Source organism: Marinobacter fonticola, assembly GCF_008122265.1.
Taxonomy (GTDB): domain Bacteria; phylum Pseudomonadota; class Gammaproteobacteria; order Pseudomonadales; family Oleiphilaceae; genus Marinobacter_A; species Marinobacter_A fonticola.
Genome location: NZ_CP043042.1, coordinates 4281350 through 4306848, shown reverse-complemented (window position 1 = coordinate 4306848; position 25499 = coordinate 4281350). Strand labels below are relative to the sequence as shown.

The window sequence follows — 25499 nt, the reverse complement described above, 5'->3', positions numbered from 1 at the left end:
GCAGTAACGCAGATCCAAAGCCTTCAGAAGTTCGCCCGGAGGGAGGCCCTGAGAATCTGGCTAGCGGCGTTGCGGCGGCTCGATGTGGAACCACCACACCTTTACCACCGCGCCTTGCTATCCAGATTCTCAGGGCCTCATTAAGTCAGCGAATTAACCAAACAGTGCACTTGAACCAGGATGCCCATGTCGAGCCGCGTCGAGATTCATTACTGTACCCAATGCCGCTGGTTGCTTCGATCAGCCTGGATGGCCCAGGAACTATTGACCACCTTCGAGGACGAGATCGGCGAGCTGACGCTGAAACCGGGTACCGGCGGTATCTTCGAAGTGCATGCGGATGGCCGACGGGTCTGGTCGCGCAAGGAGGCGGGGCGCTTCCCGGAGATTACCGAGCTCAAACAGGCGGTGCGGGATGTCATCGCCCCGGATCGCAGCCTGGGCCACATCGATCGCAAAAGTCAGGCTGAATAAGCGGGTCTACCGATGACCGATAGTCCCGCTTCCGATGCAACCGGTGAGTTTGTCCGCTGGCAGGCTTTGGATCAATGGCTTGCTATCCACAGCGATGTCTGGCGGCCGGCGCCCTTCGCTACGCCCGAGCCGGCCTGGACGCATCGTTATCCGGAAATGACCGGTTACCTGGAAGCGCTGGACGACGATGCCGTCAATCGCTTCGAATCGGATACGTCAGCGTTAGTGGCGGCCTTGGCCCGCTGGTTGCCGGATCTTGCGATCAGGAACGACCTCCTCCAGTTGTCAGCCCTGGGCGGCGAGCCTTGCCCATTACCTGAAGTGAGCGCGGTGGATATGCCCGGCCGCAAGCGCGAGCAGGCGGGCGCTTTTACGGCAGCCTTAGGCCCACTGAAGCACCCGGTATTGGACTGGTGCTGCGGCAAGGGTCATCTGGCGCGCACACTGGCGCAGCTTGCTCCGTCGGCGCTGGAAGGCTACGAGTGGAATCGCCAGCTGGTGGCCGATGGCAATGCGTTGGCTCAGCGCTACGGCGACCCGGTAACGCTCTACACTCAGGACGTGCTCGACAACGCGCTGTCCTGGCCCGCCCGGCGACACGCAGTGGCGTTGCATGCCTGTGGCGACCTGCATCGTCGCTTGATTAAAGGCGCATCTAAACACCGATGGCCTCGGGTCAGCATTTCACCGTGCTGTTTCCACCTCACTCAAAACACCAACTACCAGCCACTTTCACGGCGCGCGCGGGAGCACGGCATTAACGCCGCTCTCTCCCGGCAGGATATTCGGCTCGCGGTACGTGAGACGGTCACTGCCCCGGCCCGGGTGCGACGCCAGACCGAAGTGTCCCAGGTTTGGCGTCTGGGGTTCGACGCTTTGCAACGCGCCGTGCGTGGCGTGAACGACTACTTGCCGGTGCCGCCGCATTCACCTGCGTTGAATGAGGCGGGGTTCGAGGCGTTTTGCCGATGGGCGGCGGCAAAAAAACGGATCGTTTTGCCAGACGATGCGGACTTCGGCTATTGGCTGGCTCTCGGTGAGCAGAGACAGGGCCAGGTGCGTCGTCACGAATTATTGCGCCACCTGTTCCGGCGTCCGCTTGAGGTGTGGATGGTGTTGGATTACGCACTCTACTTTGAAGAACAAGGCTACCGGGTGCGGCTGGGCACTTTCTGTCAACGTGAGCTGACGCCCCGCAATCTGCTGCTTGACGCCACGCTGGATTAAGAGCGTTAGGGTTTGCGGTAAACCACGTTTTCCACGCAGCCGTCACGAAAGTAGACATAGGTCAGCTCGTATTGCAGGCCGTAGTAGTCGGTGGTGTAAACCCAGGTTTCCTGGGGCACCGGATAGGTTTCCGGTGGTCGGCCAAAGGCGTCGATGACATTCTCCTTGGTCATCCCTTTGACCACCTGTTCGCGGATGACATAGCGTCGCAGGTCGGTGGAGGGGATATAGCGGCAGGGATCATCAGGAGGCCGGATTGCTGGAGGACGAGCGGTTGCGGCCTGGTCTTGTTCGGTCTCGGGTTCTTTCTTGTTGGGCGGCGGCAGGTTGGTGTCGAAACGGCCGCCGATGCGGTTGTCTTCGACAACGATCCGTTCGGCGTCCTGACCGCAGGCCGTGTCGGAAAAACGTGTGCCGTCGGGACCGTGGCAACGAAAGACGTCGGCCACAGCCGGCGCGGACAGTAACAATACACCAATAAACAGGGCTGCCGTACTTCGCATTGTTTTCTCCGCACTGGTGTTCGGCGCTGTCTTAATTTGGCTCCGCTTTATCTTTGCACAGATTTATCCGCGCAGGTTGATCGTTGCGCAGCTTTATCGTTGCGCTATCTTTGCACTACAAAAAAACGCCCGGCGTTAAGGCCGGGCGTCGCGTTCTCGGTAAGCAGGATTCATTACCGCTCGAGCTGTATCCGTGCCTCCACGCGGCGGTTGTCTGCCCGGCCGGCATCGGTTGAATTGTCAGCAACCGGCTGAGTTTCACCGTAGCCTGTCGCACTGACGCGGTCAGACGCTACGCCCAGGCGATCCGTCAGACGCTGCGCGACGGATTCGGCACGGCGCTGGGAAAGGGTCTGGTTGTACTCTGCCTTGCCCGTGCTGTCGGTATGGCCGGCAACTTCAACGCTGGTTTCCGGGTGCTCCTTCAGGAAGTCCGCCACGTGGCGCAGTTCGCTGTCGTACCGGTCGCCAATGTCGTCGCTGTTCAGCGGGAACTGGATTTCCAGGGTGAAGGTTTCCACTTCTTCGGTAACGCCTTCACAGCCACGGTCATCGACTTCCGCACCGGCGCTGGTGCCCGGGCACTGGTCTTTGCTGTTAACGACACCGTCGCCGTCGCTATCCATTTCGCAGCCGCGGCTGTTCACCTCTGCTCCGGCCGGCGTGTTGGGGCAGGCGTCCCGGCTGTCGGCGACACCGTCGTTGTCGCTATCCATCTCGCAGCCGTTGGCGTTGACCTGCGCCCCTGCCGGGGTGTTCGGGCACTGGTCCCGTTCATCGTTGACGCCGTCGTCGTCGGCATCCTGCGGCATGGCCGGTTCCGGTTCGCTACCGCCAAAACCGAAGGCAAAGCTGATGCCCACCGTGGCCAGCGTGTCGAAGTGTTCTTTGTCGAGGCTGTAGAACTCGCGCACATCACCGCGCAGAGAAACAACATCGTTGACGTTATAGCGGATACCGCCACCCAGGTTCAGGCGGGTTTCCCCGTCGACGCCGCCGCCCAGATCGTCGAACTCCGTATGGCCGGCACCTGTCGCCAGGTAGGGGTTCCAGTCTTCATCGGGGTCGTTCAGGTAGTAAAGGCCGTCCAAACGGTAGTCGTCAAAATCGCTGTCGCCGGGGACGTGCTGGCGGTCGGCATCGCCGCGAGAGAAGACACCCTCCACCGACCAACGGGGCAGGAATCGATATTCAAGGCCAACCCCGAAAGTGGCGGTTTCGCTCAGGTCGCGCTCGTCGTCGAACCACTGGAAACCCATAAAGGGATTAACGTAAACCTTCTGCTCGTCCGCCAGGGCTGGCGTTGCAATGGCTGCTGCCAGCGTGGCCGCGGCCAGTGAGCGGGATAGGGTCATTTGGAACCTCCTGTTCATTTCACTCGGTTTTTTCTGTGTTTGGTTGGTGTTGTTCAGTTTTTTTAGGGAGCCGTACCGCAGAGTCCAAACCGGCTAAGTAACCCATTACGAACAATTTAAGTGAAGGGATTCACGTTGCACAGGGTTTCAGGGGTTTATTGCAGGATTGAAATCTTTTGATTTGGGTGGCTGAAGCGAATGTGGGTCCTCACTTTCGCTGTCCTGGATGGCCTTCTATGGCCAGCCAGGACTGCCAGAGGCGTCCATGTCCCCGGCTTCAGTGAGGACCCACATTCGCTCCGATCCATCTCGGAGCCTTGTCTACATCCTTAGGGAGGAGGCTTACAGCGCCTCCGGCAGCCGAAAATACAAGTGAGCGCTCTTCTTACTGAAGGTGAGGGTCTCGCCCGTATCGAAGCGGACATCGAAAGCGCCTTCGGATTCATCGGTAACCTGCCCGGGACCGAGGATGGCGTGCACCAGACGCTCTTGATGCCAGACAGGGCCGCTTCTGTTCAGTTCGGGACCGGGATCCGGAGTCGTCAGTTTGACGCCTGCGCGGTCGGCGTAGCGTTGGCTGATGGTGGTTAGTGGGTGCTTCAGCGTCAGCTCTTCGCCGGACGCCGGTTGGTCGTCCAGTTGTTCGCCGAGGCTGGCGGATAGCCCAAAGCACAGTTCGTGTAGGAAGCGGCTGCGGCCCTGGTCACCGTCCAGGTGTGGGGTGCCGGTGTCGGGCCGGGTGATCAGGTGCAGGGCTTCTTTGGTGCGGGTCAGGGCGACGTAGAGCAAGCGGCGTTCGCTCTCTACCAGCGCCTTAATGTCGTCGGTCTGGCGCGCGGTGTAGGGCAGGTATTTTTCCTGCAGGCCGGGGATGATGACAATGGGCCATTCCAGGCCCTTGGTGCGATGCATAGTGGAGAGCTGGAGGCCGCCACGGCCGGGCTGGCGGGCTTGCTGGCGCAGGGTGTCCAGGTGAGCGAGGGTTTCGCCGACACCGGCGTCGAGTCCGTCGATGTAGGCTTGGAAGCCACGCACGGTCTCGATGCGCTCGTTGGCGGCTTCGTGCGTCATGGCCAGGCTGCGGATGCCCTCGAACAGTTCGGTGTCGTCGGCGTAGCGCCCGATGAGCTGGCTGGCCGAGCCCGGGAAACGGTCCAGCGCCATCAGGCAACGGCCCAGCTTCTTCAGTTTGCGCCCCGGAAGCGGGCCAAGGGCGTCGAAATCCAGGTCCAGCAGGCGTGCGCCCCAGTCCCGTTCGAAGCGGGCCAGGAACTGGGCCAGATTCTGCAATTCCGCTTCCTTCAGGCCGACATGGGGGAAGCGCAACAGGCTGCGGGCGGTATCGAACCGGGCTTCTTCCGGCAGGATCGGGAGCTGACCGGCACAAACGCGCAGCAATTGGGTGATGGCCTCAATTTCCCGCGTGAAAAGAGCGCCTTTGTTGCTGTCGATACGATAGGGGATTTGCCGCGCCAGCAGCCGCAACTCGATCGGCACGCTTTGACTCCAGACCCGGAACAGGACCGCAATGGACTCCAGCGGCGCGCCTGAATCCCGGTGGGCTTCGACCAGCCGCAGGATAACGTCGCTGTCCTGGCTGGATTCGTGTAACTCCACGTGGGTGGCGGGGGTGGTTGGATGGGCGTGGCAGAGTACGTCCTTGCGGCCGGTGTTGTGGCTGATCAGGTGGTTGGCCAGTAGCGCCACCCGGTGGCCGTAGCGGAAGGTGAAACTCAGGGTCTGCTCCAGCGGGCTTTCGAATTCCTCGCTGAAGCGGTTGAGGATGAACTCGGGCTGGGCACCGCGAAACTCGTAGATGGTTTGATCCGGGTCGCCCACCACGGTGACCCGAGCCCGCTCGCCGGCAATGTAGCGCAGCAGCAGATGCTGGATTTCGTTGGTGTCCTGATACTCGTCCACCATCACCAGGTCCATCTTGTTGGCGACCAGGCGTTGCAGCGGCGGGTTCTGGTGAATGGCCATGACCGGCTCGTAGAGCATGTCGGCGTAGCTGATGCGGGCGTTGCGCTTGCGCCATTGCTCGAAGCCGTGAAACAGGTCGATCAGGTAGCGGTGCTTGGCGCCGTAGCCCATCTGCTCCCAGACGATCTCCACCGGCGACAGGGTCGTCTTTACCATGTCGATGAAGTGGGAGGCGGTTTCCACGTAATCCTTCTTGCTGCGCTTGATCTCATCCTGCAAGGACTCAGGCGCCAGCTGGCGGGTCAGCAACCAAACCTGGAAGTTGATTTCCTGGTCGCTAAGGATGCCTTCGACGACGTCCGGCAGGTAGCCCTCGCGCACGAAACGCTTGTACAGACGGAAGCCCATCGCATGATAGGTGCGGATTTCCGGAAGCCCGAGACCGGTGTCGCGCGTGACCGATTGCAGTTTCTTGTGGAAATCGTCGCGAGCACTGCGGTTGAACATCAATACCAGCATGCGGTTGGGGTCGTGGCCCTGTTCCAGCAGGTAGCGAATGCGCCAGGCCAGGGTGGTGGTCTTGCCGCTGCCGGCGACGGCGGTGATCAGCGCATGCTCGTAGCCGGCGGTGATGATGGCGTGTTGTTCGTCGGTCAGGTGCGGGGGGAGGGCTATCGGCATGGGCGCTATTCTGGCATGGACGCCGGGTGTCATCCATAATGTCTGACCTCATTTCACGACGCCGGAGAGTACTTGTGGCGCAAACAAAACCCGAATCCCTGAATGTGCTCGGCGAAGCGCTCGAAACCTGCGGTCGCGATCCGGAAACCGGTTTCTACCGCGACGGCTGCTGCAACGTCGGCCCCGATGATTTCGGCGTACACGCCGTGTGCGCCGTAGTTACCGACGATTTCCTGGAGTTTTCGAAGACGACGGGCAACGATTTGTCGACCCCGAGGCCGGAGTTCGGCTTCCCTGGTCTGCGGAATGGCGACGCCTGGTGTCTTTGTGCCCCGCGCTGGCAAGAGGCCTTCGAGGCCGGTAAGGCGCCTCGGGTCCGGCTGCGGGCTACACATCAGGCGGCCTTGCTGCACTGCAATCTGGACGATCTGAAAACACGCGCCGCCGATTTGAGCTGAATGGCGATCCCCCCGACGTCCACGGCGCAGCATTGGCCGGAGCCGCAGGCATTGGCGCGTTGGCAACAGGCATTGTGTCGCGCCGGAGAGCGCCGGCTAGTCCTTGTCGAGGCGTCCGCGGAAACAGCCAAAGACTATGCCCTCCGAATGCTTCGGGCCAATCCGGATGCGCGCCGGCTCTGGGTCGGCGATGCCGATGCCAGCGATCTTCCGGTCGTCAAAGCCCGGCAGGCCCGGGATTGGCTGGGGCGCGAGTTGGATTTGGTGGTCTGGGACGGCGGGTCGGGCAACCCACCGGATGCGCTGGCAGCCTTGCTCGGCACCCTTGGCGCTGGCGGTCTCTTTATGTGGCTCATGCCGCCGCTGGCCGAGTGGCCTGGCTTCGAAGATCCCGACTACCCACGCACCGGACTTGATGCGGCAGCCGATCATCCTTTTGCCCGGCGGCTGGCACGCAGCATCACGGCCGATCCGCATGTGGTGCGCTTGGGGCCGGCTGGTGTGCTGTCCGGCACCCTCGAAGTGCCGGCGCCGGTTGACGTTTTTGTACCGGGGGACACCGACGATCAGCTTGCGGCTATCGAGGCGATTTGTCGCACAGGTCTGGGGCGCCGAAGACGGCCATTGATTCTGCGCGCCGACCGTGGACGCGGTAAGTCCACGGCTCTGGGGCGGGCGGCGGCCCGTTTGCTTCAGGGCGAGCGGGAACGCATCGTCGTCACGGCACCGTCAGCCGAGGCGGTGGAGCAGGTGTTCGCCGCTGCCGAATCGCAATGGCCCCAGGCTGTAAGGTCAGGCGATGGCCTTTCCCTGAATGGCCGAAGTCTTCGTTTCGTCCCGGTCGATGTCTTGCTGCGGGACAAGCCCGAAGCCGGGCTGGTCCTGGTGGATGAAGCTGCTGGTCTGCCCGCGCCGCTGCTGGAGTCGATACTCACTGGCTGGCCCAGAGTCGTGTTTTCCACCACCGTGCACGGCTACGAAGGCACCGGCCGTGGCTTCGATGTGCGGTTCCGCGAGGTTCTGGATCGGGTGACTCCCCAGTGGCAAGGCTTGCACCTGCGGCAGCCCATTCGCTGGGTCGAGGGCGATCCACTGGAACGTCTGACCAATCGACTTTTTCTGCTGGATGCGGACAGCGCGGCTCGAATCGAGACCGGCGTCCAGATCCATATCGAGCACTGGCAACCCGCCAAACTCAGCGAAGCCGAGTTGGCGGAGGCCTTCGGCCTGCTGACGGATGCCCACTACCGCACCACGCCAGGCGATTTGCGCCAGTGGCTGGACGACCCCGGTGCCGAGACCTGGCTGGCCCGTGCCGGAACCGCTATCGTCGGCGTGTTGTGGGTAAGTTTGGAAGGCGGTCTTTCGCCGCCATTGGCAGAACAGGTGATGCGCGGTGAACGGCGTATTCGCGGCCATCTGCTGGCCCAGGGACTGGCCAGCCACGGTGGCCTGGCGACGGCCGCGTGCTTGTCGATTGCGCGGGTGGTGCGTATCGCCGTACACCCGGACGTGCGCCGTCGCCGCATCGGTCAGCGCATGACGGAGACTGCCCGTAACTGGGCGATAGAGCGGGGCTGCGATCTTTTCGGCACCAGTTTCGGGGCGACTGCGGCGCTTTTGGCTTTTTGGCACGAGGCCGGGTTGGAGCCACTCAGGCTGGGACTCCATCGGTCGGCCAGCAGCGGGGAGCATACGCTGCAGATGGCCGTAGGCTGTTCCGAGGCGGGCGACAATGTCGTCAAAGTGCTGGGCCAGCGTTTTGCCGAACACTGGCCGCTTTTGCTCGCCTCCAGCTTTACGGACCTGGAGCCCGGCCTGACACTGAAGTTGACGGCTGATTGGTCGCGGCCGCAGCCCTTGACGTCGATGGACTATGGCGAACTTTCCGCCTTCGCCAAGGGTTTTCGGTTGTTTGAGCTTTCTCGATTGCCGCTACAGCGACTTAGCCGGGTGCCGGGCATTGCTCAGTCGATCGAACCCCAGGCCGATGCGGCGCTTTGGTGCCGTGCTGTGCTCCAGAACTGGAGCTGGCCAGCGCTCCAGTCCGCAGGATTGTGTACGGGGCGGCGCAACGGCGAAGCCCGTTTGCGAAGCCTGACAGGAAAAATTCTTGAAACAGCCGATATCTTCGCCGATTAAACGGGCGCCGGCGCCATCTGTGACCCACTCGATTTCATCCCGATACGGCGTTTGGGCAAAATAGGCCATCCTTTTCGCTAAACGGAATTCTCTCCATGGTGCGTGCCGCTGTCTGCTTGCTTCTTGTCTCCTTTCTCGCTGCTTGCGCCGGGACGTCCAATAACGCCAACGTCGATAAGGTGCGCAGCGATGCGTCTGCCACGTCGCTAATCGACGCCTCGGTCACCGGGCATATGGATCGGATTCGGACCTTGGTGGAAAACGGCGCGCCGTTGAACGTGGTGACTGATCGAAGCACGCCGCTGATCGTTGCTGCTGTCCACGGCCACGACCGGGTGGCCTGGTATCTGCTGAGCGAAGGCGCCGACCCCAACCTGGCGGATCGTGCTGGCCGCACCCCGCTTATCGCCGCGTCTGCACAGGGCAGCCAGCGGTTGGTCAAACTCATGCTGTCGGCGGGCGCGACGGTCAACACCAGCGGTGCCAACGGCCAAACCCCGGTTTCGGCCGCCGCCGAGGCGGGTAATCTATCGGTCGTCAAAACGCTGTTGGCGGCGGGCGGTAACGTCAACATCGCGCCTGGGGGCGAATCCCTGCTCATGCGGGTGGTGCGCAATGGCGACCTGTTGATGACCGAAGTGCTGATCGGAGCCGGCGCCGATACGGGGTTTCGGACAGAAGAGGGCCGCACGGCCCTGACGCTTGCGCGGCAGAATCGGCACCGGGATATAGAGATGCTGCTGGTGCAGGCCGGCGCCGAGCGCTAAGCACGTACTCAGAGTTCCGCCAACGGATCGTCGGCCGGCATCCAGGGCGGAATGAAATGCATGTCCACGTGAGCTTCGGGGACGTCCTCTACGCCGGCAAACTGCCACTTTGGCTCGTTGTCCTTGTCGATCAGCCGCGCTCGAATGCCTTCCTTCAGGTCCTGTCCTGCGCAGCAGCGCACCGCCATGACCAATTCCATGCGGAAAATTTCCTTCAGCGAGAGTTGCCGGGCCTTGCGCATTTGCGCCCACACCAGCCAGGCCGTCGTGGGGCAGCCGTTCCGAAGATTGCCGATGGCCGTTTGCCACCAGGGATCGTCGTGGGGCTCGTTGATCAACTGCTCGACGACCGATGGCAGCGATTCGCCTCGGCATAGCGGCGGAATGCGCTGTTCGTGGGCGGCCAGTTGGCTTTCGGGCCATTGCACGTCCTGGTCCTGGGCGAACTGACTCAGCAGGCGGTAGAGCCGGTTGTCGTCGGCGGCGACCTCACCGGACCAGCGGGTATCGACGATTCGGTCGAGTAGAGCATTGGGTTTTTCATCCGCCACCGCCAAGTCCGCCAGGCCGATGCGCATGCTGTCTGTCTGATTGAGGCGAGCGCCCGTCAAGCCGAGAAACAGGCCGATACCTTCTGGCAGGCGGTTGAGAAAGTAGCCGGCACCCACATCGGGGAATAAGCCGATACTGATCTCCGGCATGGCGAGTTTGATCGACGGCGTGACGACCCGGTAGCGGCTGGCGGCCAGCAGGCCCAATCCTCCGCCCATCGTGGCGCCATGAGCCCAGCACACCACCGGTTTGGGGTAGGTATGCAGGGTATAATCAAGGCGGTATTCAGCGGAGAAATAGCGGATGGCCTTCAGATCGCCCTCTCCGCCGGTCATGGCCTGATGCAGTTCGCGAATATCGCCCCCGGCACAGAAACCGCGGTCACCGCTCCCCCAAAGCAGCACCAGACAGACATCAGGATCGGCTGCCCATTCGTCGAGGATGGCCTGCATGCCGTTGATCATATGCTCGGACAAGGCGTTGAGACTGCGCGGGGCATCCAGTCTGATCAGACCGACTTTGCCGTCGAGACAGGCGCGGGTTTCTGTGTGAATGGACATGAAATGGATCGGACTCCATGAGTTGGGTACGCGAGGCTGTCATGGTGACGGCAAGCATCACACGATGTCACCTGGCGCTTGGCCGATAGAATACGACAAAAGTCGAACGCTGAGGTGGCGCCACGGTCTTGCGCGGGGTGGGGCGCCGATGAACGTATTTTTGTATTTTGCACCCTATGGTATAAGCAGAGGGCTTTTGCACCGTCCTGCAAGCCCGTACGGGTGCCGGCAATGAGTCGGACGAGGACAATAAATCGAGAATAAAACGAGAGAGACCACAAGGAGTAGATCATGAAAGGCTTGAGTGTTTTGACTCTGACACTTCCCACCCTGACCCTTCTGGCTGCCTTGCCGCTGGCGGCAAACGCCGAAGGCAATGTGGACGCGGGTAAGCAGAAAGCGGCGGTATGCGCCGCTTGCCACGGCCAGAACGGCGTGGCTCAAATCCCCACCTACCCCAATCTGGCCGGCCAGAACGAACAATATCTGGCGACGGCCTTAAAAGCCTATAAGGGCGGTCAGCGCCAGGGCGGGCAGGCTGCTGTCATGCAGGGCCAGGCAGCGGCGTTGACCGATCAGGATATCGCCAACCTGGCTGCCTACTACGCCAGCCTGCCAGCGGACGGCGGCAAGTAAGGCGGATACACCGTAATCTCCCCTACTTGCCTGCCTACTCGCCGACAGCTGCCCTTACTTCACCACCGCGGGTGACGGCTCGTTGACGATGCGGTAACTGGGTTTGTAGGCCGCACCGGGCAGTTTCATCCGGTTCTGCTGGACGAACGCCGCAAGCAGATCTTCCAGCGGGTTCAGCAGTTCCGGATCGCCCGCAATCTCGAAGGGGCCATGTTCCTGCACTTGAAGAATGCCCTGCTCTTTCACGTTGCCCGCCACGATGCCGCTGAACGCCTTACGCAGGTTGGCGGCCACCAGGTGTGGCGCCTGATTCCGATGCAGGGCCAGACTGCGCATGCTGGCGTGCGTGGGCTCGAATGGCAGCTGGAATACCGGATCGATTTTCAGCATCCAATTGAAGTAGTAAGCGTCCTGATTGGTGCGTCGGAACGCCTGGACCTCCTCCATGCCGTGCTTCATGGCCTGGGCGACCTTGGCCGGATCGTCGATGATGATCTGGTAGCGGGCGGCTGCCTCATCGCCCAGAGCGTTACGGATGAATTGGTCGATCATCTCGAAATACTCGGCGTTCTCCGGCCTGCCGGTGAACACGATGGGGAAGGGCAGGTCGCGGTTTTCCGGGTGCAACAGCACGCCCAGTAGGTAGAGAATTTCCTCGGCTGTACCCACGCCGCCAGGAAACACGATGATACCGTGGCCGGTGCGCACGAAGGCTTCCAGGCGCTTTTCGATGTCGGGCATGATCACCAGTTCGTTGACGATCGGGTTAGGGGCTTCGGCGCCGATGATGCCCGGCTCAGTAATCCCGATGTAGCGACCGTTCTTAACCCGCTGCTTGGCATGGGCGATGGTGGCGCCCTTCATCGGGCCTTTCATGGCGCCGGGCCCGCAGCCGGTACAGATGCTCAGTCCACGCAGGCCCAGCTCGTGGCCCACTTCCTTGCTGTAGACGTACTCTTCACGGCTAATGGAGTGCCCGCCCCAGCACACGACGATGTCCGGGTGGCGGCCGGGCTGCATGACGCGGGCGTTGCGCAAGATATGGAAGATCAGGTTGGTAATCGTTTCCGGATCGTCGCGGGTCAGGCCCGGCGTGGCTGTCAGGATGGAGTGGGCGTAAATGATATCCCGCAGTACGGAAAACAGGTGTTCCCGAATCCCGCGCAGCATTTCGCCGTCGACGAAGGCCTCGGCGGGCGCATTAATCAGCTCCAGTTTCAGGCCCCGGGGCTGCGGTACCAGGCGGATATCGAAGTTAGCATGGATCTCCATCAGGTCCTTGCAGTCATCGATATCGGCGTCGATGTTCATCACCGCCAGGGCGCACTGGCGGAACAGCCGGTAGAGGCCGCCTTCACTCTTGTCCTTGAGTCGGTTCACTTCGTGACTGGAGAGAATTTCCAGGCTGCCCTCGGGCGACACCAGGGCATTGACGGTTTCCTGCGTCATGTAATGTTGGTTCCTGCGTTTTATGGGATGTCTATAGATACTGATCTTTCTGGCCGACTGGGTGCAAGTTCAATGTACCGGTTTTGATCGGCTATAATCAGGCCCGGCTCGTCGGTTGCGGGGTTCCTCTATTTTTAAGTCAGGCCGCAAACCGGTAAAATGAGTGTCTATTCACTATTCAGTTGTATCCCTAACATGAATTTCCTGATTCGTCCCAGTGCGGAAGTGGCTATCAAGAGTAAGCCCGTCCGCCGTCAGCAGATCCGTCAGCTCCGCCAGAATGTCAGCAAGATCCTGCGCCGCGTGAATAACGACATTGTCGTCGAAGGCGGCTGGGATCGCGTCGACGTCCGTGTTCCCGAAGGCGTGGATAACGAGCGGCTGATCGGCCTGCTCAAGTGTATACCCGGCATCAGTAATTTTCTGGAAGTACGGGATTATCCGCTCGCCGACCTGGACGATATCGCTCAGCGGGCGCTCGTTGTGTTCAAACCGCATCTCGAAGGCAAGACCTTCGCCGTTCGCGGCCGGCGCACAGGCAAACACAGCTTCTCGTCGGCGGATGTCGAGCGCAAAGTGGGCGCGGTGCTGCTGTCCCAAACAGGCGCGACTGGCGTCAACCTGAAATATCCGGACGAGCAGGTCCGCATCGAAGTGATTCATGACCGCTTCCACCTTGTCGAACGTCGCTTCGAGGGGCTGGGCGGCTATCCGCTGGGGAGCGTCGAGTCTGCAGTGACGTTGATGTCCGGCGGCTACGACTCGTCGGTGGCAGCCTACCTCGCCATGCGTCGCGGTATCCGCACTCATTTCCTGTTTTTCAATTTGGGCGGCGCGGCTCATGAGGTCGGCGTCAAGCAGGTGGCCTACCATCTGTGGTCGCGCTATGGCGCATCCCATTCGGTGAAGTTTATTTCCGTGCCTTTCGAAGGCGTCGTTGCGGAAATCATGCGCGCGGTGGATCAACGCCACATGGGCGTTATCCTCAAGCGGATGATGCTCAAGGCCGCGGCGCAGATCGCCGAAACCACCAGCGCCAGAGCCCTGGTTACGGGTGATGCGGTAGCGCAAGTCTCGAGCCAGACTCTGGCTAACCTCAATGTGGTGGACCGTGCGACCGAGGAAGTCGTATTGCGGCCGCTGATTACCATGGACAAGGTCGATATCATCCGCCTGGCGAGCGAGATCGGCACCGAAAGCTACGCCCGTAACATGCCGGAATACTGTGGCGTGATCTCCCAGAAGCCGGTCACCCGGGCGCGGCTGCACCGTGTGGAAGAAGAAGAAGCCAAGATGGACCTGAGCGTCCTGGACCGCGCGGTGGATGAGCGGGTCGAGACCGCAATACAGCGTATCCTGGACACGGTAAGTACACCGGAAGAGGTGGAACTGGTGCAGACGCCTGCGGTGGGCGATGTGATCATCGACGTGCGTCATCCCAGTGAGGAGGAGCGCGCACCGCTGCACCTGACCAATAACGAAATCCTGCATATTCCGTTCTACGAGCTGAACCGACGCATGGAAGATCTCGCGCCGAATCGCCGCTACCTGTTGTACTGCGACCGAGGCACCATGAGCCGGATGCATGCGGGCCACCTCAAGGCGATCGGGCGGGAAAATATACTGGTCTATTCCCCCGTCTGACCCGTTTGATGGTGCCGGTCGGTTTTAGCTCGCCGTTAATTATCCGGTCGGCAGGTTGCGTTCAGTTTAGGCAGGGGTATAGCCCCGCCCAAAGCCGCCTACTCGTCTAACCAGCCATCCCGAATGGAATTTTCCAGCGCCTTGCGCTCGAAATGCTGCTCGATCGCGCGGCGGGCCGCTAGCCGGCGCTTGGCGGCGGCACGCTCGCGGTCGCGCGTTTCATCGCGCTGGAGATGATCGAAAATGGAGAGAATTTCGGCCTGAACGGCTTCCACATGTTGCTCGGCAGGGTGGGTATGGGCTGAAGATCGCACGTGTCACATCCTCCTTTGGAAAACTGAGGAGCCACTGCGCCTGGCAGAGACTCCCTGACCTCATTGCGCTGGGGCAAGGCTGCCCCCAGCGCAAAAGCCTAATCCAATTCTGTGACAGGACAGTGACCAAATCGCGGTTCTCTGTCTGTTTTAGCTAGCGAGTGACACTGCACTCGTCCTTGGACCCGCTAAAACACGAGTGATCTTGAACTCGCCCCTAATGAAGCTTGTCCTTAGAGCGCGCGGCCCTCCAGGCCACTGAAGAATTGACGGCCATTCTCGCGCAGCGCCTTGAGCTCATAACCGCCTTCCTGAACCACCAGAGTCGGTAGGTTTGCATCCGCGACACGTTTGCCCAGGGCCGCAAACCCTTCAGACGATACGGAAACCTTCGCTTGCGGGTCGTCCTTGTAGATATCGAAGCCCAGAGACAGCACCAGCACATCCGGCTGGAACAATCGGATCGCCGTCATGGCCTCGTCCACGCGGCTGAAAAAGTCCGCCTCCGACGACCCATGCGGCATGGGCAGATTGATGTTGTAGCCGTAGCCGCGGCCTTCGCCGCGCTCGTTTTCGAAACCGGTCACCACCGGGTAGAAATTGGTGGTGTCGCCGTGCACGGAGACGTAGAGCACGTCATCCCGATCATAGAAAATTTCCTGAATGCCCTGGCCGTGGTGCATATCCGTATCCAGAATGGCGACGCGCTGGAAACGGCGCTTCAGGGATTCGGCCGCGATGGCGGCGTTGTTCAGGTAGCAGAAGCCACCGGCGGCGTCCCGGCGGGCATGGTGCCCCGGCGGACGGCACAGGGCGTAGGCGCTCCTGTCGCCGGCCATCAGGGCATCGGCGGCGCCCAGGGCGGATTGGGCCGACCAGTAGGCCGCGTGCCAGGTGCTCTCGCCAATCGGACAACTGCCATCTGCCTGATAGCGCGCCGCCTCGGCGAGAATGCCTTGCTGGTGATTGGGCGAACGCACGTAAACGTTGGACATCACCTCATCGCCCCAGTCGTCCCCCATGGCCGTCCAGCGGCGGTGAGCGGATTCCAGGAAGCGCAGATAACTCAAATCATGCACTTGAGCGATGGGGCCGGGCCCCTGGTCGGCCGGCTCGAGCACCGAGAAGTCCATCGAGCGTAGACCTTCCAGCAATTCAACCGTGCGGGCCGGCACCTCCTGGGGTTCGCGCATCTGGCCCCGGGTAAAGTAGGTTTTCGGAATGTGCAGATCCTGTGCAGGGTGAAAAAACGCTTTCATAGCATCGGCTCCGATGGGTCGGGTGAAAACCGTCGGTTGTCGGCGCAGGACGCCGGGCGCAATTGTGATGTTTACTCCGCGAGTATAGGCACCACTTGCAACCCGGCTCAACCTGTGACGGTTACCATGTCGTTGCAATAAGCCTGCGTACTTGTTCATCGCAGGCAGTTCAGCCACTATGAATCAGTAAGCCTGATGATCCTGGAACCTTTGGGATATCCGCCTCACCGGTCTATACCGTTTTCATCCAGAGCTTCATGTTGACCGAAACGGATGTCACCTGGGTTCCCCAGCCTCAAGCACAAGGAGCCGACATGATTCAGTCACCGTTATTGACGCATTTTGATGGTTATATCGGAGGGCAGTGGATCGAATCGTCTTCCGGGGAGACGTTCGACGTCTATAACCCGGCTACCGGCGAGGTGATTGCCAAGGTTGCGTCGATGTCTGAAGACGATGTAAGGCGCTCCATTAGCGAAGCCAAGAAGGCGTTTAAACTCACTGAGCCTTACGACACCGAAACCCGGCGCGGGTGGTTGATCGGTATTCGCGACGCGCTTCTGGACAACAAGGAAGAGGTCGGCCGTATCCTCTGCCTTGAACACGGTAAGCCGCTTAAGGAGGCCCAGGGCGAGGTGGAATATGCCGCTGGCTTCTTCGACTACTGCGCCAAGAAGATCGACCACCTGGAATCCCACACCATCGAAGAAGAGCCCAAAAACTGTACTTGGACGGTGCATTACCGGCCAATCGGTGTGGCCGGGCTGATCACGCCCTGGAATTTTCCCATCGGCATGATTGCCAAGAAGCTGTCCGCCTCACTGGCCGGCGGCTGCCCCTCCGTGATCAAACCGGCCAGCGAAACCCCGCTGACCATGATTGCGCTGTTTTCGCTGATGCACGATGTGGTCAAGATGCCGCCGGGAATGGTCAGTCTGGTCATGGGTAAGTCCAGCATGATCGGTAAGGTGTTCTGCGAGTCGCCGGATATGCCGATGCTGAGTTTCACCGGTTCCACCGAAGTGGGCCGTATTCTGATGGAAAGCAGCACGGGCTGGGTCAAGAAGCTGGCCCTGGAGCTGGGCGGTAATGCGCCGTTTATTGTCTTCGAAGACGCCGATCTGGATGCGGCGGCGGATAACCTGATCGCCAACAAGTTCCGCGGCGGCGGGCAGACCTGCGTGTGTGCCAACCGGGTATTCGTGCAGGAAAGCATCGTCGAAACCTTCAGCGATAAACTTGCCGAGCGGGTCAACAAGATGACCGTCGGCGATGGCATGAAAGAAGGCGTGGACCTCGGTCCGCTGATCAACAAGGCCGGTTTCGACAAGGTGCGCAAGCACGTGGAAGATGCCCTGGAGAAAGGCGGAAAACTGGTTGCCGGTAAGCAGCCCTCAACCTTGAGCGGCAATGACCTGTTCTATCCGCCGACGGTGGTGAGCGGCATCAACCGCAACATGCTGTGTACCCAGGAGGAAACCTTTGGGCCGTTGGTGCCCATGGTGACGTTCCGCGACGACGATGAAGTGATCGAAGCCGGCAACGATACGGAATTCGGCCTGGCGGCTTACGTCTTCACGGCGGATGAAACCCGAGCAAACCGGGTTATCCGTGGTCTTCGTTTCGGCCATGTCGGCTGGAACACGGGGACCGGGCCCACGCCGGAAGCGCCATTCGGCGGCATGAAGGCGTCAGGTATTGGCCGTGAGGGGGGTATCGAAGGGTTGTTTGAGTTCGTCGAACCGCAAACGGTACCGCGCGGCGCGGCTCACTGAGCGTATGTGTTGCCGGGGGCTGGCGAGCTGAGCGCCTCCTAAAGCTAAAAAACCGCCCGAGGCTTCTAACCTCGGGCGGTTTTTTGGGGTAGGCGCATCGATCAGGGCTTGAGGATCACCTTGACCGAGTCGTCCACCTGGGCGGAATCGATATAGCCGATACTGCCCGGCGTGGATGCGACGGATGACTTCATCGCCGCCTCGGTGCCGATTTCCTGGGGCGGCTGGCCTTTGCCGGTGAAGACCTGCTGCGACCAGAAGGCCTTCAACTGGGCACCGGAGCGACCTGTAACGGCCTCATGAAAAGTCTCGCGTGTGGCATTGCCCTCCGCCAGTTCGTAAGGCACGGCACGCTGTCCGTTAGGTAGCGCCTTGCTGCGGTTCAGGTAGATGTCACGCACCTGATCCAATGTGATGCTATCCGGGCCGGCCGGGTTGCCGACCACCACCACTTCAGCCTGGGCTACAGAGACGCCCAGCATCAGGGCGACAAGAAGTACTGAGAAACGCTTCATGTGAGCTCCTTAAAATGCCGAGTCGATTTTGACGGTGTAGACATTGGTGCTGTCGATATTTTCGGCGAAGATGCTGCCCGCGTTCATGTTGCTGCCCGGCTCATCGCCGAAACCGCGAGCGTGGGTATAGTCGAACTTCACCGCGACGCCGGAGAGAACATCCCAGCGGACACCAAGGCTATATTCGTCGCGGCTACGGTCCAGAACAGACGACAATGGGCCCGCACGCTCGTCGTCATCCTTGCTTTCGAGCCAGCCGATAGTGGCGTAAGGCATTACATTGTCGAACCGGCGACCGACTGTGAGGTAAGCAGAGTCGGTATCGTAGAATGGGCCGTCGACGTCGATACGCGTCACTTCTGAGACTACCTGCCAAGTGCCGTTGTCGTAGCCAAAGCCTAGCCCGTAGAAGTTGCCGCGCTCTCCATCTGCGAGGGTAAAGCTGTTCTGCCCAAAAAGTTGTCCTAGCAAACGGCTATCTACAGAGACTTCGGCGGTAGCCGCAACGGCGCGCACTTTCCATACGTAATCCGTCCACTCCGTGTTGATACCGACAGTGTTCCGGAACTCGACTTCGTTACCGCTGGTAGCACTGGACTCGTCGGTGAAGCCTGAGAAAAGCTGGGTATTGATCGACGAACCGCTCAGATTAAACGTGTAGGTTGCATCGGCGCCGACATAGCTGGTTACCGTGACTGGACCGTAAACCGCTTGGGGAGGACGCGCCCAGGGCTGAGCGTAACCCAGCTCCAGAGAATCTGAGTACATGAAGAACGGAAGACGCATCTTACCGGCGCGGAGCTGCAGGCTGTTGGTCGCCTGGTGGCTCAGGTAAGCCCATTCAAGTTCCGTATCCCAGTCCTCTTCGCCCCGTGAAACGAGCTGCATGATTGCCTGGGTATCGTCGCTCAGGCTGAATGTGCCCTGCAGCGCCATCAGACTCAGATCCTGGACTTCGGATTCGTCGTTGATGCCGGCGAAGCCTGCATCGTTACTGGCGGTGGCATAGCCGGTGCTGAAAAAGCCGTTCAGGCGAACACGGTCCGCGGCAGCCGACGTTAACTGCTGTTGCAGCGAAGATACCTGCTGCTCGAGCTGATCGAGACGCTCGGCGTCGCTTTGGGCCAGGGCCGGTGCAGCGGAAATGCACAGGGCCAGAGGGGCGAGTTTGAAGTATGTGCGTGTCATTGGTTTCTCCAGCTACGCGTACTTGGGCCTTCCCCCATTGAGGAAGGCTCAGAGAGTGTTGCAATAGGTTATTGATATGAGGATGTGGTTCAGACCCGGAATTGGCCTGCTACCGTGCTCAGGCCGCCGCTGATCTGACGGATGTCATTGCTGACCGTGTCCAGTTCGCGGGTACTGGCGCTGACCTGCTCGGCGTTGTTGTGGATATCCGTGATGTGCTGCGTCACCGAATTGAAGGTGGTGCTTTGCTCATAGGTGGCTGCGGCAATCTGTTCGTTAATGCTGCTGATGGATTCTACGTTTTCCAGGATGCGTTTGAGCATCTCGCCGGATTCGGTGGTGGCATCGACGCCCTCGCGGGCCCGCTCGACGCTGTGCTGCATGGACTTGACCGCGGAACCGGAAATCTGGGTCAAATCGCTGATGACCGTGTGAATTTCTTCCGTCGCACTGCGCGTACGGACGGCGAGCCCGCGGACTTCATCGGCAACCACCGCAAAGCCACGCCCATGTTCACCGGCGCGAGCCGCTTCGATGGCCGCGTTCAGGGCCAGCAGGTTGGTCTGTTCCGCCACGGTCTGAATGGTGTTGAGAAGACCGCCGACTTTGTTTGAGAATTCTTCGAAACGGTTAACCAGACCGGCGGTTTCTTCAACGTCGCTGGACAGCGCACGAATCGTGTCGATGTTGCTGCTGACAGTGGCGTAACCTTTCTGCGCAAATTTGGCGGCATCCTGGGTCTGATCCGATGCGGAACTGGCAAAACCGGCCACTTCCTCGACGCTCTTGACCAATTCCTCGACCGCATGGCGTGCGGCTGAAATGGCTTCAGACTGGTCCTGGATGCGTTCCAGGTTCTGGTTGCTCGCGGCGGTCAATTGCAGTGAAACACCGTTCAGGCCATTCACGTCTTTGCTAATCGTGGCAAACGACCGGTGCAGCTTTTCTACAAAAGCGTTGAAGTGCGTCACGACCTCGCGCAGCTCGTCCTTGCCGTTGTATTCCAGCCGGGAGGTCAGGTCACCTTCGCCGGATGCCATCGCCTTGAGGGAGTCGATGATCTGTCCCAGGCTGCGGCTGATGGAGCGGCCGATGACCAGGCTCAAGCCGACTAGCAGCAGTGTTGCGATAATCATGATGATCAGGCCGAGGTCGGAGGCTTCCTCAGAGGCATCCAGGGTTTCGCTGATCGAGCGGGTAAAGCGGTCGCGGGTCAGGCTGCGCATGTCGGTCATGGCCGTACGCAGGGTTTCCAGCCGCTCGGCATTGGCGGCGGCCTCATCCCCGATGCGGCTGAAATCGGCGGTGCCGTCGATAAAGCTGGCAGCGATACGCGTCGCGTTGGTGTAGTAGGCAGAGACCTGCTTGGCCAGCGCACCGGTTTCCTTGCGGATCGCCGGGTTGAGGCGGCCGATTTCCTCAAGATTGTCCTGAATGGTTGCGTAGTGGGCCTGGGTGGCCTGGAGCTGGGTTTCGTCCCCGGTGGCCACGGCGCTGTTGATTTGGAGCTCGATCAGCGAAAGCTGGCCCAGGTTAACGGTGGATAGCTCAAGCGTGGGATATAGCTTTTGTTCGACCTCGCCCAACCGGTTGGAGTTCTCGCGCTCCGCCATGAGCGTAAACGCTGCGCTAATCACGAAGGACAGGATGGCGACAATGACCATCAAGGCGAGTTTGTGAGAAATTTTCAGGGAGGACAGCATCGGTAGGTCGACTCATTAAGGATTTATTGCAAATCGATAGAGCGCAATCCTAGCGAGAGCCAACAAAATATCTATTTCAAAATGTACCGGAAGGTGTGGCTGTGTATCGTTTGACGCTATTTTACAAACATTAAATATTAATGCTTTTAAAAACAAATGGTTAATTTAAGAAATAAAGCGGCAAGAGAAATGTACCTAGGCTCGTCCACCTGGGCTGAATTGCCTGTAACAGGTGCGCTTTGGCGCCCCGCAGACGCCGGCAAGGCCTCTTTGTGATAACGTCTGGCAGTGATTGAACAGCGGTCGATTGGCTGGACTGGCTTGTTATAATCCGTACTCCCATTCTCCTTGATTGTATGGTTCTCAATGGATGTCTCCCCGATTATCGATTCCCTGAACGACGCCCAGCGTGAGGCGGTGACGGCCCAGAACGATCATCTGCTGGTGCTGGCAGGCGCAGGTTCGGGCAAGACCCGGGTGCTGGTGCACCGCATGGCTTGGTTGATGCAAGTGGACCAGGTGCCCGCCACGGGCCTTCTCTCGGTCACGTTCACCAACAAAGCGGCACGAGAAATGCGCTACCGGATCGGGGAATTGATGAACCTCCACGGCCATGGCATGTGGTTTGGCACTTTCCACAGCATTGCCCATCGTTTGCTGCGCGCCCACCACCAGGATGCGGGTTTGCCGGAAAACTTCCAGGTGCTCGACAGCGACGACCAGATACGCCTGATCAAGCGGGTAATGCGCGAGCAGCAGATCGATGAGAGCCGCTGGCCGCCGAAGCAGGTGCAGTGGTTCATCAACGGTCAGAAGGACGAAGGGCTACGGGCCGACCATATTCAGGACAATCCGGGCGATCACTTTACTTCGGTAATGCTCAAGATTTATCGCCAGTACGAAAAGCAGTGCCAGCTCAGTGGGTTGGTGGATTTCGGGGAGCTTTTATTGCGCTCCCACGAACTGTGGTTGCACCGGCCGGAGTTGCTGGCCCATTACCAGCGCCGCTTCCAGCACATCCTGGTGGACGAATTCCAGGATACCAACACCATTCAGTATGCCTGGCTGCAGCTGTTGGCAGGCCATCGGGTGCCGCTGACCATCGTCGGTGACGATGACCAATCCATCTACGGCTGGCGGGGAGCCCGCGTCGAGAACATCCAGAAGTTCCAGCAGGACTTTCCCAATGCCCGTCTCGTGCGGCTGGAGCAGAACTACCGCTCGACCCAGACCATCCTCAAAGCCGCCAACACCGTCATCGCAAACAACCAGGGCCGGCTGGGCAAGGAACTCTGGACCGATGGCGTGGAGGGCGAGCCGATCAGCCTCTATGCCGCGTTCAACGAGCAGGACGAGGCCAACTATATCGCCGACACCATCAGCGCCTGGGTGGATGAGGGCAACCTGCGTAGCGAGTGCGCCATCCTCTACCGCTCGAATGCTCAATCCCGGGTGCTGGAAGAGTCGCTGCTACGTCAGGGGCTGCCCTATCGCGTCTACGGCGGTTTGCGGTTCTATGACCGTCAGGAAATCCGCAATGCGCTGGGCTATTTGCGCCTCGTTCACTACCGCCATGACGATGCCGCCTTCGAACGGGTGGTGAATACGCCGCCGCGAGGTATCGGCGCCAAAAGCCTGGCGGACTTGCGGGAAATGGCGACCGGGCAGGGTATCTCGCTGTGGCAGGCGACCGAACGTCTGCTTGAGGCGGGTGCCATGAAAGGTCGCGCGAAGACCGGCTTGCAGCGTTTTGTCGGCATCATCGAAGGCCTGGCCGGGGATCTGGACGAGCTTGATCTCAAACAGCTGACCCAGCGTGCCATTCAGGATAGCGGGCTGCGCGATCACCATGCCAACGAGAAAGGCGAAAAGGCGCAGGCCCGGGTGGAGAACCTGGAGGAACTGGTCAGTGCGATGGCGGATTTCGAGGTGGAAGACGGCATCGATCCCCTGTCGGAATTTATCGCCCAGGCGGCGCTGGATGCCGGCGAATCCCAGGCCGACGACAATCAGGACAGCGTTCAGCTGATGACCCTGCATTCAGCCAAGGGGCTGGAATTCCCGATGGTGTTCCTGGCAGGCGTGGAAGAAGGCCTGTTCCCCCACAGCATGTCCCTGGAAGAGCCCGGCCGCATGGAAGAGGAGCGGCGTCTGGCCTACGTCGGTATTACCCGGGCCATGAAACGACTGATCCTGACTTACGCCGAATCCCGGCGGCTTTATGGCCAGGAGAAATTCCATGCACTGTCGCGGTTCGTGCGCGAGATTCCCGGCGATTGTATTCAGGAAGTGCGGCTGCGCAACACGGTGACCCGGCCGGCCCTGGTACAGCGGCCCAACGAGGGGCTGTTCGATTCCTCGCCCATGGAGCAGGCCGGGTTGCAGCTGGGTCAGCGGGTGCGCCATCCCAAGTTCGGCGAAGGGGTGGTGATGAATTGCGAGGGCTCGGGCCATCACACGCGGGTCCAGGTGAACTTCGACGATGGCGCAAAATGGCTGGTTCTGGCCTATGCTCCTCTGGAGCGGCTTTGAACGCCCGTATCCGCCTAGTCGCGATTGCGAACGCATGGAGAAAAGTTTTATCGGCTCAGACTTTCGCATAAGAGTCAGATGGCGGATTATAAGGCACGCTGATGGAGCACGAAGGCTCTTCGGATAAGGTGCCCGCCGATTCCGGAAGCAAACAACAATGATAAAGAAGGAGAAAACATGAAACGTCGTAACCTTTTGGCCGCCTTGATGGCTGGCGCGGTGAGCTTCGGTCTTGCCGGGTGCTCGCAGGAGCCGGAGAGCGCCTCGACCGACGCCGATAGCAGTGCCCAGTCCAACAACAGCGAGCAGGCCGCGGCGCCCGCCGAGCAAAAGCAGACCTATAAGTGGAAGATGGTCACCACATGGCCGAAAAACTTCCCGGGCCTGGGTACCGGCCCCGAGCGTTTAGCCGATAACGTTCGCGAGATGACCGACGGCCAGATCGACATCACCGTCTATGGCGCCGGCGACCTGGTGCCTGCATTGGAAGTGTTTTCAGCGGTATCCCAGGGCACGGCTGAAATAGGCCATGGCGCCGGTTATTATTGGAAGGGCAAGATCCCTGCCGCCCAGTTCTTCTCCACCGTTCCTTTTGGCCTGACCGCGCAGGAATACAACGGCTGGATGTTCCATGGTGGTGGCTTGGAGCTCTACCGCGAAGCCTATGAGCCGTTCGGTGTTATCCCCTGGCCCGGCGGCAATACCGGCGTCCAGATGGGCGGCTGGTTCAACAAGGAAATCAACAGCGTCGAAGACCTGCAAGGGCTGAAGATGCGTATCCCGGGTATTGGCGGCGACGTACTGGAGAAAGCCGGCGGCACACCGGTAAACCTCCCGGGCGGCGAGATCTTCACGGCACTGCAGACCGGCACTATCGACGCGACCGAGTGGGTCGGCCCCTACAATGACCTGGCCTTCGGTCTGCACCAGATTGCCGATTATTACTACTACCCGGGCTGGCACGAGCCGGGCACCGCGCTGGAGATGATCATCAACGCCGATGCTTACAACAAGCTGCCCGAGCACCTGCAAGCCATCCTCGACGTCGCTATCCGCGAAATGAACGCCGACATGCTGGCGGAGTTCACCGCCCGTAACAACGAGGCGCTGCGTGAGCTGGTGGAAGAGAAGAACGTTGAGCTACGACGTTTCCCGGACGACGTTATCAACCGTCTGCGTAACATGTCGGAAGAGACCGTTAAGGCCTTGGCCGAGAAGGATGAAATGGCTGGCAAGGCCTATGACTCCTACAAATCGTTCCGCGATAAGGTGGTGCCTTATACGCAAATCTCGGAACAGACTTACGTGGAAATTCGTGAGCCCGAGGGCGAAGCGGCTCCAGCCCAGCAATAACAAGTAGCGGCGCACTGAAAAAAGCCCCGGCATGGTGACATGCCGGGGCTTTTTTATAGGTTGAATCCGCTTGCCGCTATCCCTGCTGCGGCACTTCCCGTATCCGGCCATGCTCGTCGATGGCTACGAACACGAATAGCGACTCGGTGACCTTGCGCATACGGTCTTTATCGCGGTCCAGGGTCCAGACGTCGACGTTGATCTTCATGGAGCTGCGGCCTATATCCACCAGCTCGGTATAGCAGGCGACTTGAGAGCCGACACGCAGCGGAGAGAGAAATTCCATGCGGTCGATAGCGACCGTGGCGTTGCGCCCCTTCGAGATTCGGCCGGCTGTCGTAGCGGCGGCCATATCCATTTGCTTAACCAGCCAGCCAGCGAATACGTCGCCATTGGCGTTGGTGTCCGAGGGCAGGGGGACCACCTGCAGGGCCAGTTGGCCCCGGGGGCTGGGTTTATCGTCGTCCTTCAGGTTCATGATTGTTTCGC

At 60.3% G+C, this 25499-nt stretch carries 21 protein-coding genes; 10 read left to right on the top strand and 11 right to left on the bottom strand.

Features of this window, described 5'->3' with window-relative positions; genetic code table 11:
• The first annotated feature begins 186 nt into the window (after window positions 1-186).
• Window positions 187-474: a SelT/SelW/SelH family protein gene (locus FXO11_RS19170; RefSeq protein ID WP_148864543.1), complete on the top strand. Its 288-nt coding sequence runs from the start codon at window positions 187-189 to the stop codon at window positions 472-474.
• A gap of 12 nt (window positions 475-486) precedes the next feature.
• Window positions 487-1701: a methyltransferase gene (locus FXO11_RS19165; RefSeq protein WP_148864542.1), complete on the top strand. Its 1215-nt coding sequence runs from the start codon at window positions 487-489 to the stop codon at window positions 1699-1701.
• Between the two features lie 5 nt (window positions 1702-1706).
• Here the strand turns inward: FXO11_RS19165 and FXO11_RS19160 are convergent, their stop codons facing one another.
• The 3 genes from FXO11_RS19160 to FXO11_RS19150 all read right to left on the bottom strand — a co-directional run bounded on the left by FXO11_RS19160 (window position 1707) and on the right by FXO11_RS19150 (window position 6163).
• Complete coding sequence (locus tag FXO11_RS19160) at window positions 1707-2204, bottom strand: outer membrane protein assembly factor BamE (RefSeq protein WP_148864541.1); 498 nt, start codon at window positions 2202-2204, stop codon at window positions 1707-1709.
• 173 nt (window positions 2205-2377) lie between these two features.
• Window positions 2378-3559 carry an OmpA family protein gene (locus FXO11_RS19155; RefSeq protein ID WP_148864540.1) on the bottom strand — a complete coding sequence of 394 codons (1182 nt, stop codon included), beginning with the start codon at window positions 3557-3559 and terminating at the stop codon, window positions 2378-2380.
• Window positions 3560-3901: 342 nt separating this feature from the next.
• Window positions 3902-6163 (bottom strand): ATP-dependent helicase, encoded by a 2262-nt coding sequence (locus FXO11_RS19150; RefSeq protein ID WP_148864539.1) that lies wholly within the window; start codon window positions 6161-6163, stop codon window positions 3902-3904.
• A 74-nt stretch (window positions 6164-6237) separates the two neighbouring features.
• Between FXO11_RS19150 and FXO11_RS19145 the strand changes: the two genes are divergently transcribed.
• The 3 genes from FXO11_RS19145 (at window position 6238) to FXO11_RS19135 (ending at window position 9530) form a co-directional block, all read left to right on the top strand.
• Window positions 6238-6621, top strand: coding sequence for a DUF2237 domain-containing protein (locus FXO11_RS19145; protein WP_227545972.1), 384 nt, complete (start codon window positions 6238-6240; stop codon window positions 6619-6621).
• Window positions 6622-8763, top strand: coding sequence for a tRNA(Met) cytidine acetyltransferase TmcA (locus FXO11_RS19140; protein ID WP_148864537.1), 2142 nt, complete (start codon window positions 6622-6624; stop codon window positions 8761-8763).
• Between the two features lie 95 nt (window positions 8764-8858).
• Window positions 8859-9530, top strand: coding sequence for an ankyrin repeat domain-containing protein (locus FXO11_RS19135; RefSeq protein WP_148864536.1), 672 nt, complete (start codon window positions 8859-8861; stop codon window positions 9528-9530).
• A gap of 8 nt (window positions 9531-9538) precedes the next feature.
• Here the strand turns inward: FXO11_RS19135 and FXO11_RS19130 are convergent, their stop codons facing one another.
• Window positions 9539-10642, bottom strand: coding sequence for an enoyl-CoA hydratase/isomerase family protein (locus FXO11_RS19130; protein ID WP_148864535.1), 1104 nt, complete (start codon window positions 10640-10642; stop codon window positions 9539-9541).
• A gap of 291 nt (window positions 10643-10933) precedes the next feature.
• Between FXO11_RS19130 and FXO11_RS19125 the strand changes: the two genes are divergently transcribed.
• Entirely contained in the window at window positions 10934-11278 is a 345-nt protein-coding gene (locus tag FXO11_RS19125; RefSeq protein ID WP_148864534.1) for a c-type cytochrome, read from the top strand.
• 54 nt (window positions 11279-11332) lie between these two features.
• Here FXO11_RS19125 and ppnN read toward each other — a convergent pair whose 3' ends face one another.
• A complete protein-coding gene (gene ppnN, locus FXO11_RS19120) occupies window positions 11333-12727 on the bottom strand; it encodes a nucleotide 5'-monophosphate nucleosidase PpnN (RefSeq protein WP_148864533.1) in 1395 nt (464 codons plus the stop codon).
• 195 nt (window positions 12728-12922) lie between these two features.
• Here ppnN and thiI point away from each other — a divergent pair, with 195 nt between their 5' ends.
• Window positions 12923-14371, top strand: coding sequence for a tRNA uracil 4-sulfurtransferase ThiI (thiI, locus tag FXO11_RS19115; RefSeq protein WP_148864532.1), 1449 nt, complete (start codon window positions 12923-12925; stop codon window positions 14369-14371).
• Between the two features lie 98 nt (window positions 14372-14469).
• On the opposite strand, the gene FXO11_RS19110 is transcribed toward thiI, so the two are convergent.
• Together FXO11_RS19110 and FXO11_RS19105 are read right to left on the bottom strand one after the other, a co-directional pair.
• The gene (locus FXO11_RS19110; protein ID WP_148864531.1) at window positions 14470-14685 is read right to left on the bottom strand and encodes a PA3496 family putative envelope integrity protein; all 216 of its coding nucleotides are present in this window, start codon (window positions 14683-14685) and stop codon (window positions 14470-14472) included.
• A gap of 233 nt (window positions 14686-14918) precedes the next feature.
• Complete coding sequence (locus tag FXO11_RS19105; protein WP_148864530.1) at window positions 14919-15944, bottom strand: histone deacetylase family protein; 1026 nt, start codon at window positions 15942-15944, stop codon at window positions 14919-14921.
• Between the two features lie 314 nt (window positions 15945-16258).
• Here FXO11_RS19105 and FXO11_RS19100 point away from each other — a divergent pair, with 314 nt between their 5' ends.
• Window positions 16259-17719, top strand: coding sequence for an NAD-dependent succinate-semialdehyde dehydrogenase (locus FXO11_RS19100; protein WP_148864529.1), 1461 nt, complete (start codon window positions 16259-16261; stop codon window positions 17717-17719).
• Between the two features lie 101 nt (window positions 17720-17820).
• Here the strand turns inward: FXO11_RS19100 and FXO11_RS19095 are convergent, their stop codons facing one another.
• From FXO11_RS19095 to FXO11_RS19085, 3 genes are all read right to left on the bottom strand, one after another.
• A complete protein-coding gene (locus tag FXO11_RS19095) occupies window positions 17821-18234 on the bottom strand; it encodes a substrate-binding domain-containing protein (protein ID WP_148864528.1) in 414 nt (137 codons plus the stop codon).
• 9 nt (window positions 18235-18243) lie between these two features.
• Entirely contained in the window at window positions 18244-19422 is a 1179-nt protein-coding gene (locus FXO11_RS19090) for a hypothetical protein (RefSeq protein WP_148864527.1), read from the bottom strand.
• Between the two features lie 89 nt (window positions 19423-19511).
• Window positions 19512-21125 (bottom strand): methyl-accepting chemotaxis protein, encoded by a 1614-nt coding sequence (locus FXO11_RS19085; RefSeq protein WP_148864526.1) that lies wholly within the window; start codon window positions 21123-21125, stop codon window positions 19512-19514.
• 366 nt (window positions 21126-21491) lie between these two features.
• Here FXO11_RS19085 and uvrD point away from each other — a divergent pair, with 366 nt between their 5' ends.
• Entirely contained in the window at window positions 21492-23657 is a 2166-nt protein-coding gene (uvrD, locus tag FXO11_RS19080) for a DNA helicase II (protein ID WP_148864525.1), read from the top strand.
• 177 nt (window positions 23658-23834) lie between these two features.
• A complete protein-coding gene (locus FXO11_RS19075) occupies window positions 23835-25010 on the top strand; it encodes a TRAP transporter substrate-binding protein (RefSeq protein WP_148864524.1) in 1176 nt (391 codons plus the stop codon).
• Window positions 25011-25086: 76 nt separating this feature from the next.
• On the opposite strand, the gene FXO11_RS19070 is transcribed toward FXO11_RS19075, so the two are convergent.
• Window positions 25087-25488: an acyl-CoA thioesterase gene (locus tag FXO11_RS19070; protein ID WP_148864523.1), complete on the bottom strand. Its 402-nt coding sequence runs from the start codon at window positions 25486-25488 to the stop codon at window positions 25087-25089.
• Between the last annotated feature and the right edge of the window lie 11 nt (window positions 25489-25499).

Excerpts from the sequence above, each read along its gene's own strand:
- FXO11_RS19105 (WP_148864530.1), bottom strand. The coding sequence starts at position 15,944 with ATGAAAGCGTTTTTTCACCCTGCACAGGATCTGCACATTCCGAAAACC.
- FXO11_RS19130 (WP_148864535.1), bottom strand. The coding sequence starts at position 10,642 with ATGTCCATTCACACAGAAACCCGCGCCTGTCTCGACGGCAAAGTCGGT.
- FXO11_RS19090 (WP_148864527.1), bottom strand. The coding sequence starts at position 19,422 with ATGACACGCACATACTTCAAACTCGCCCCTCTGGCCCTGTGCATTTCC.
- uvrD (WP_148864525.1), top strand. The coding sequence starts at position 21,492 with ATGGATGTCTCCCCGATTATCGATTCCCTGAACGACGCCCAGCGTGAG.
- FXO11_RS19100 (WP_148864529.1), top strand. The coding sequence starts at position 16,259 with ATGATTCAGTCACCGTTATTGACGCATTTTGATGGTTATATCGGAGGG.
- FXO11_RS19170 (WP_148864543.1), top strand. The coding sequence starts at position 187 with ATGTCGAGCCGCGTCGAGATTCATTACTGTACCCAATGCCGCTGGTTG.
- FXO11_RS19125 (WP_148864534.1), top strand. The coding sequence starts at position 10,934 with ATGAAAGGCTTGAGTGTTTTGACTCTGACACTTCCCACCCTGACCCTT.
- ppnN (WP_148864533.1), bottom strand. The coding sequence starts at position 12,727 with ATGACGCAGGAAACCGTCAATGCCCTGGTGTCGCCCGAGGGCAGCCTG.
- thiI (WP_148864532.1), top strand. The coding sequence starts at position 12,923 with ATGAATTTCCTGATTCGTCCCAGTGCGGAAGTGGCTATCAAGAGTAAG.
- FXO11_RS19075 (WP_148864524.1), top strand. The coding sequence starts at position 23,835 with ATGAAACGTCGTAACCTTTTGGCCGCCTTGATGGCTGGCGCGGTGAGC.
- FXO11_RS19165 (WP_148864542.1), top strand. The coding sequence starts at position 487 with ATGACCGATAGTCCCGCTTCCGATGCAACCGGTGAGTTTGTCCGCTGG.
- FXO11_RS19095 (WP_148864528.1), bottom strand. The coding sequence starts at position 18,234 with ATGAAGCGTTTCTCAGTACTTCTTGTCGCCCTGATGCTGGGCGTCTCT.
- FXO11_RS19135 (WP_148864536.1), top strand. The coding sequence starts at position 8,859 with ATGGTGCGTGCCGCTGTCTGCTTGCTTCTTGTCTCCTTTCTCGCTGCT.
- FXO11_RS19085 (WP_148864526.1), bottom strand. The coding sequence starts at position 21,125 with ATGCTGTCCTCCCTGAAAATTTCTCACAAACTCGCCTTGATGGTCATT.
- FXO11_RS19150 (WP_148864539.1), bottom strand. The coding sequence starts at position 6,163 with ATGCCGATAGCCCTCCCCCCGCACCTGACCGACGAACAACACGCCATC.
- FXO11_RS19155 (WP_148864540.1), bottom strand. The coding sequence starts at position 3,559 with ATGACCCTATCCCGCTCACTGGCCGCGGCCACGCTGGCAGCAGCCATT.
- FXO11_RS19160 (WP_148864541.1), bottom strand. The coding sequence starts at position 2,204 with ATGCGAAGTACGGCAGCCCTGTTTATTGGTGTATTGTTACTGTCCGCG.
- FXO11_RS19070 (WP_148864523.1), bottom strand. The coding sequence starts at position 25,488 with ATGAACCTGAAGGACGACGATAAACCCAGCCCCCGGGGCCAACTGGCC.
- FXO11_RS19140 (WP_148864537.1), top strand. The coding sequence starts at position 6,622 with ATGGCGATCCCCCCGACGTCCACGGCGCAGCATTGGCCGGAGCCGCAG.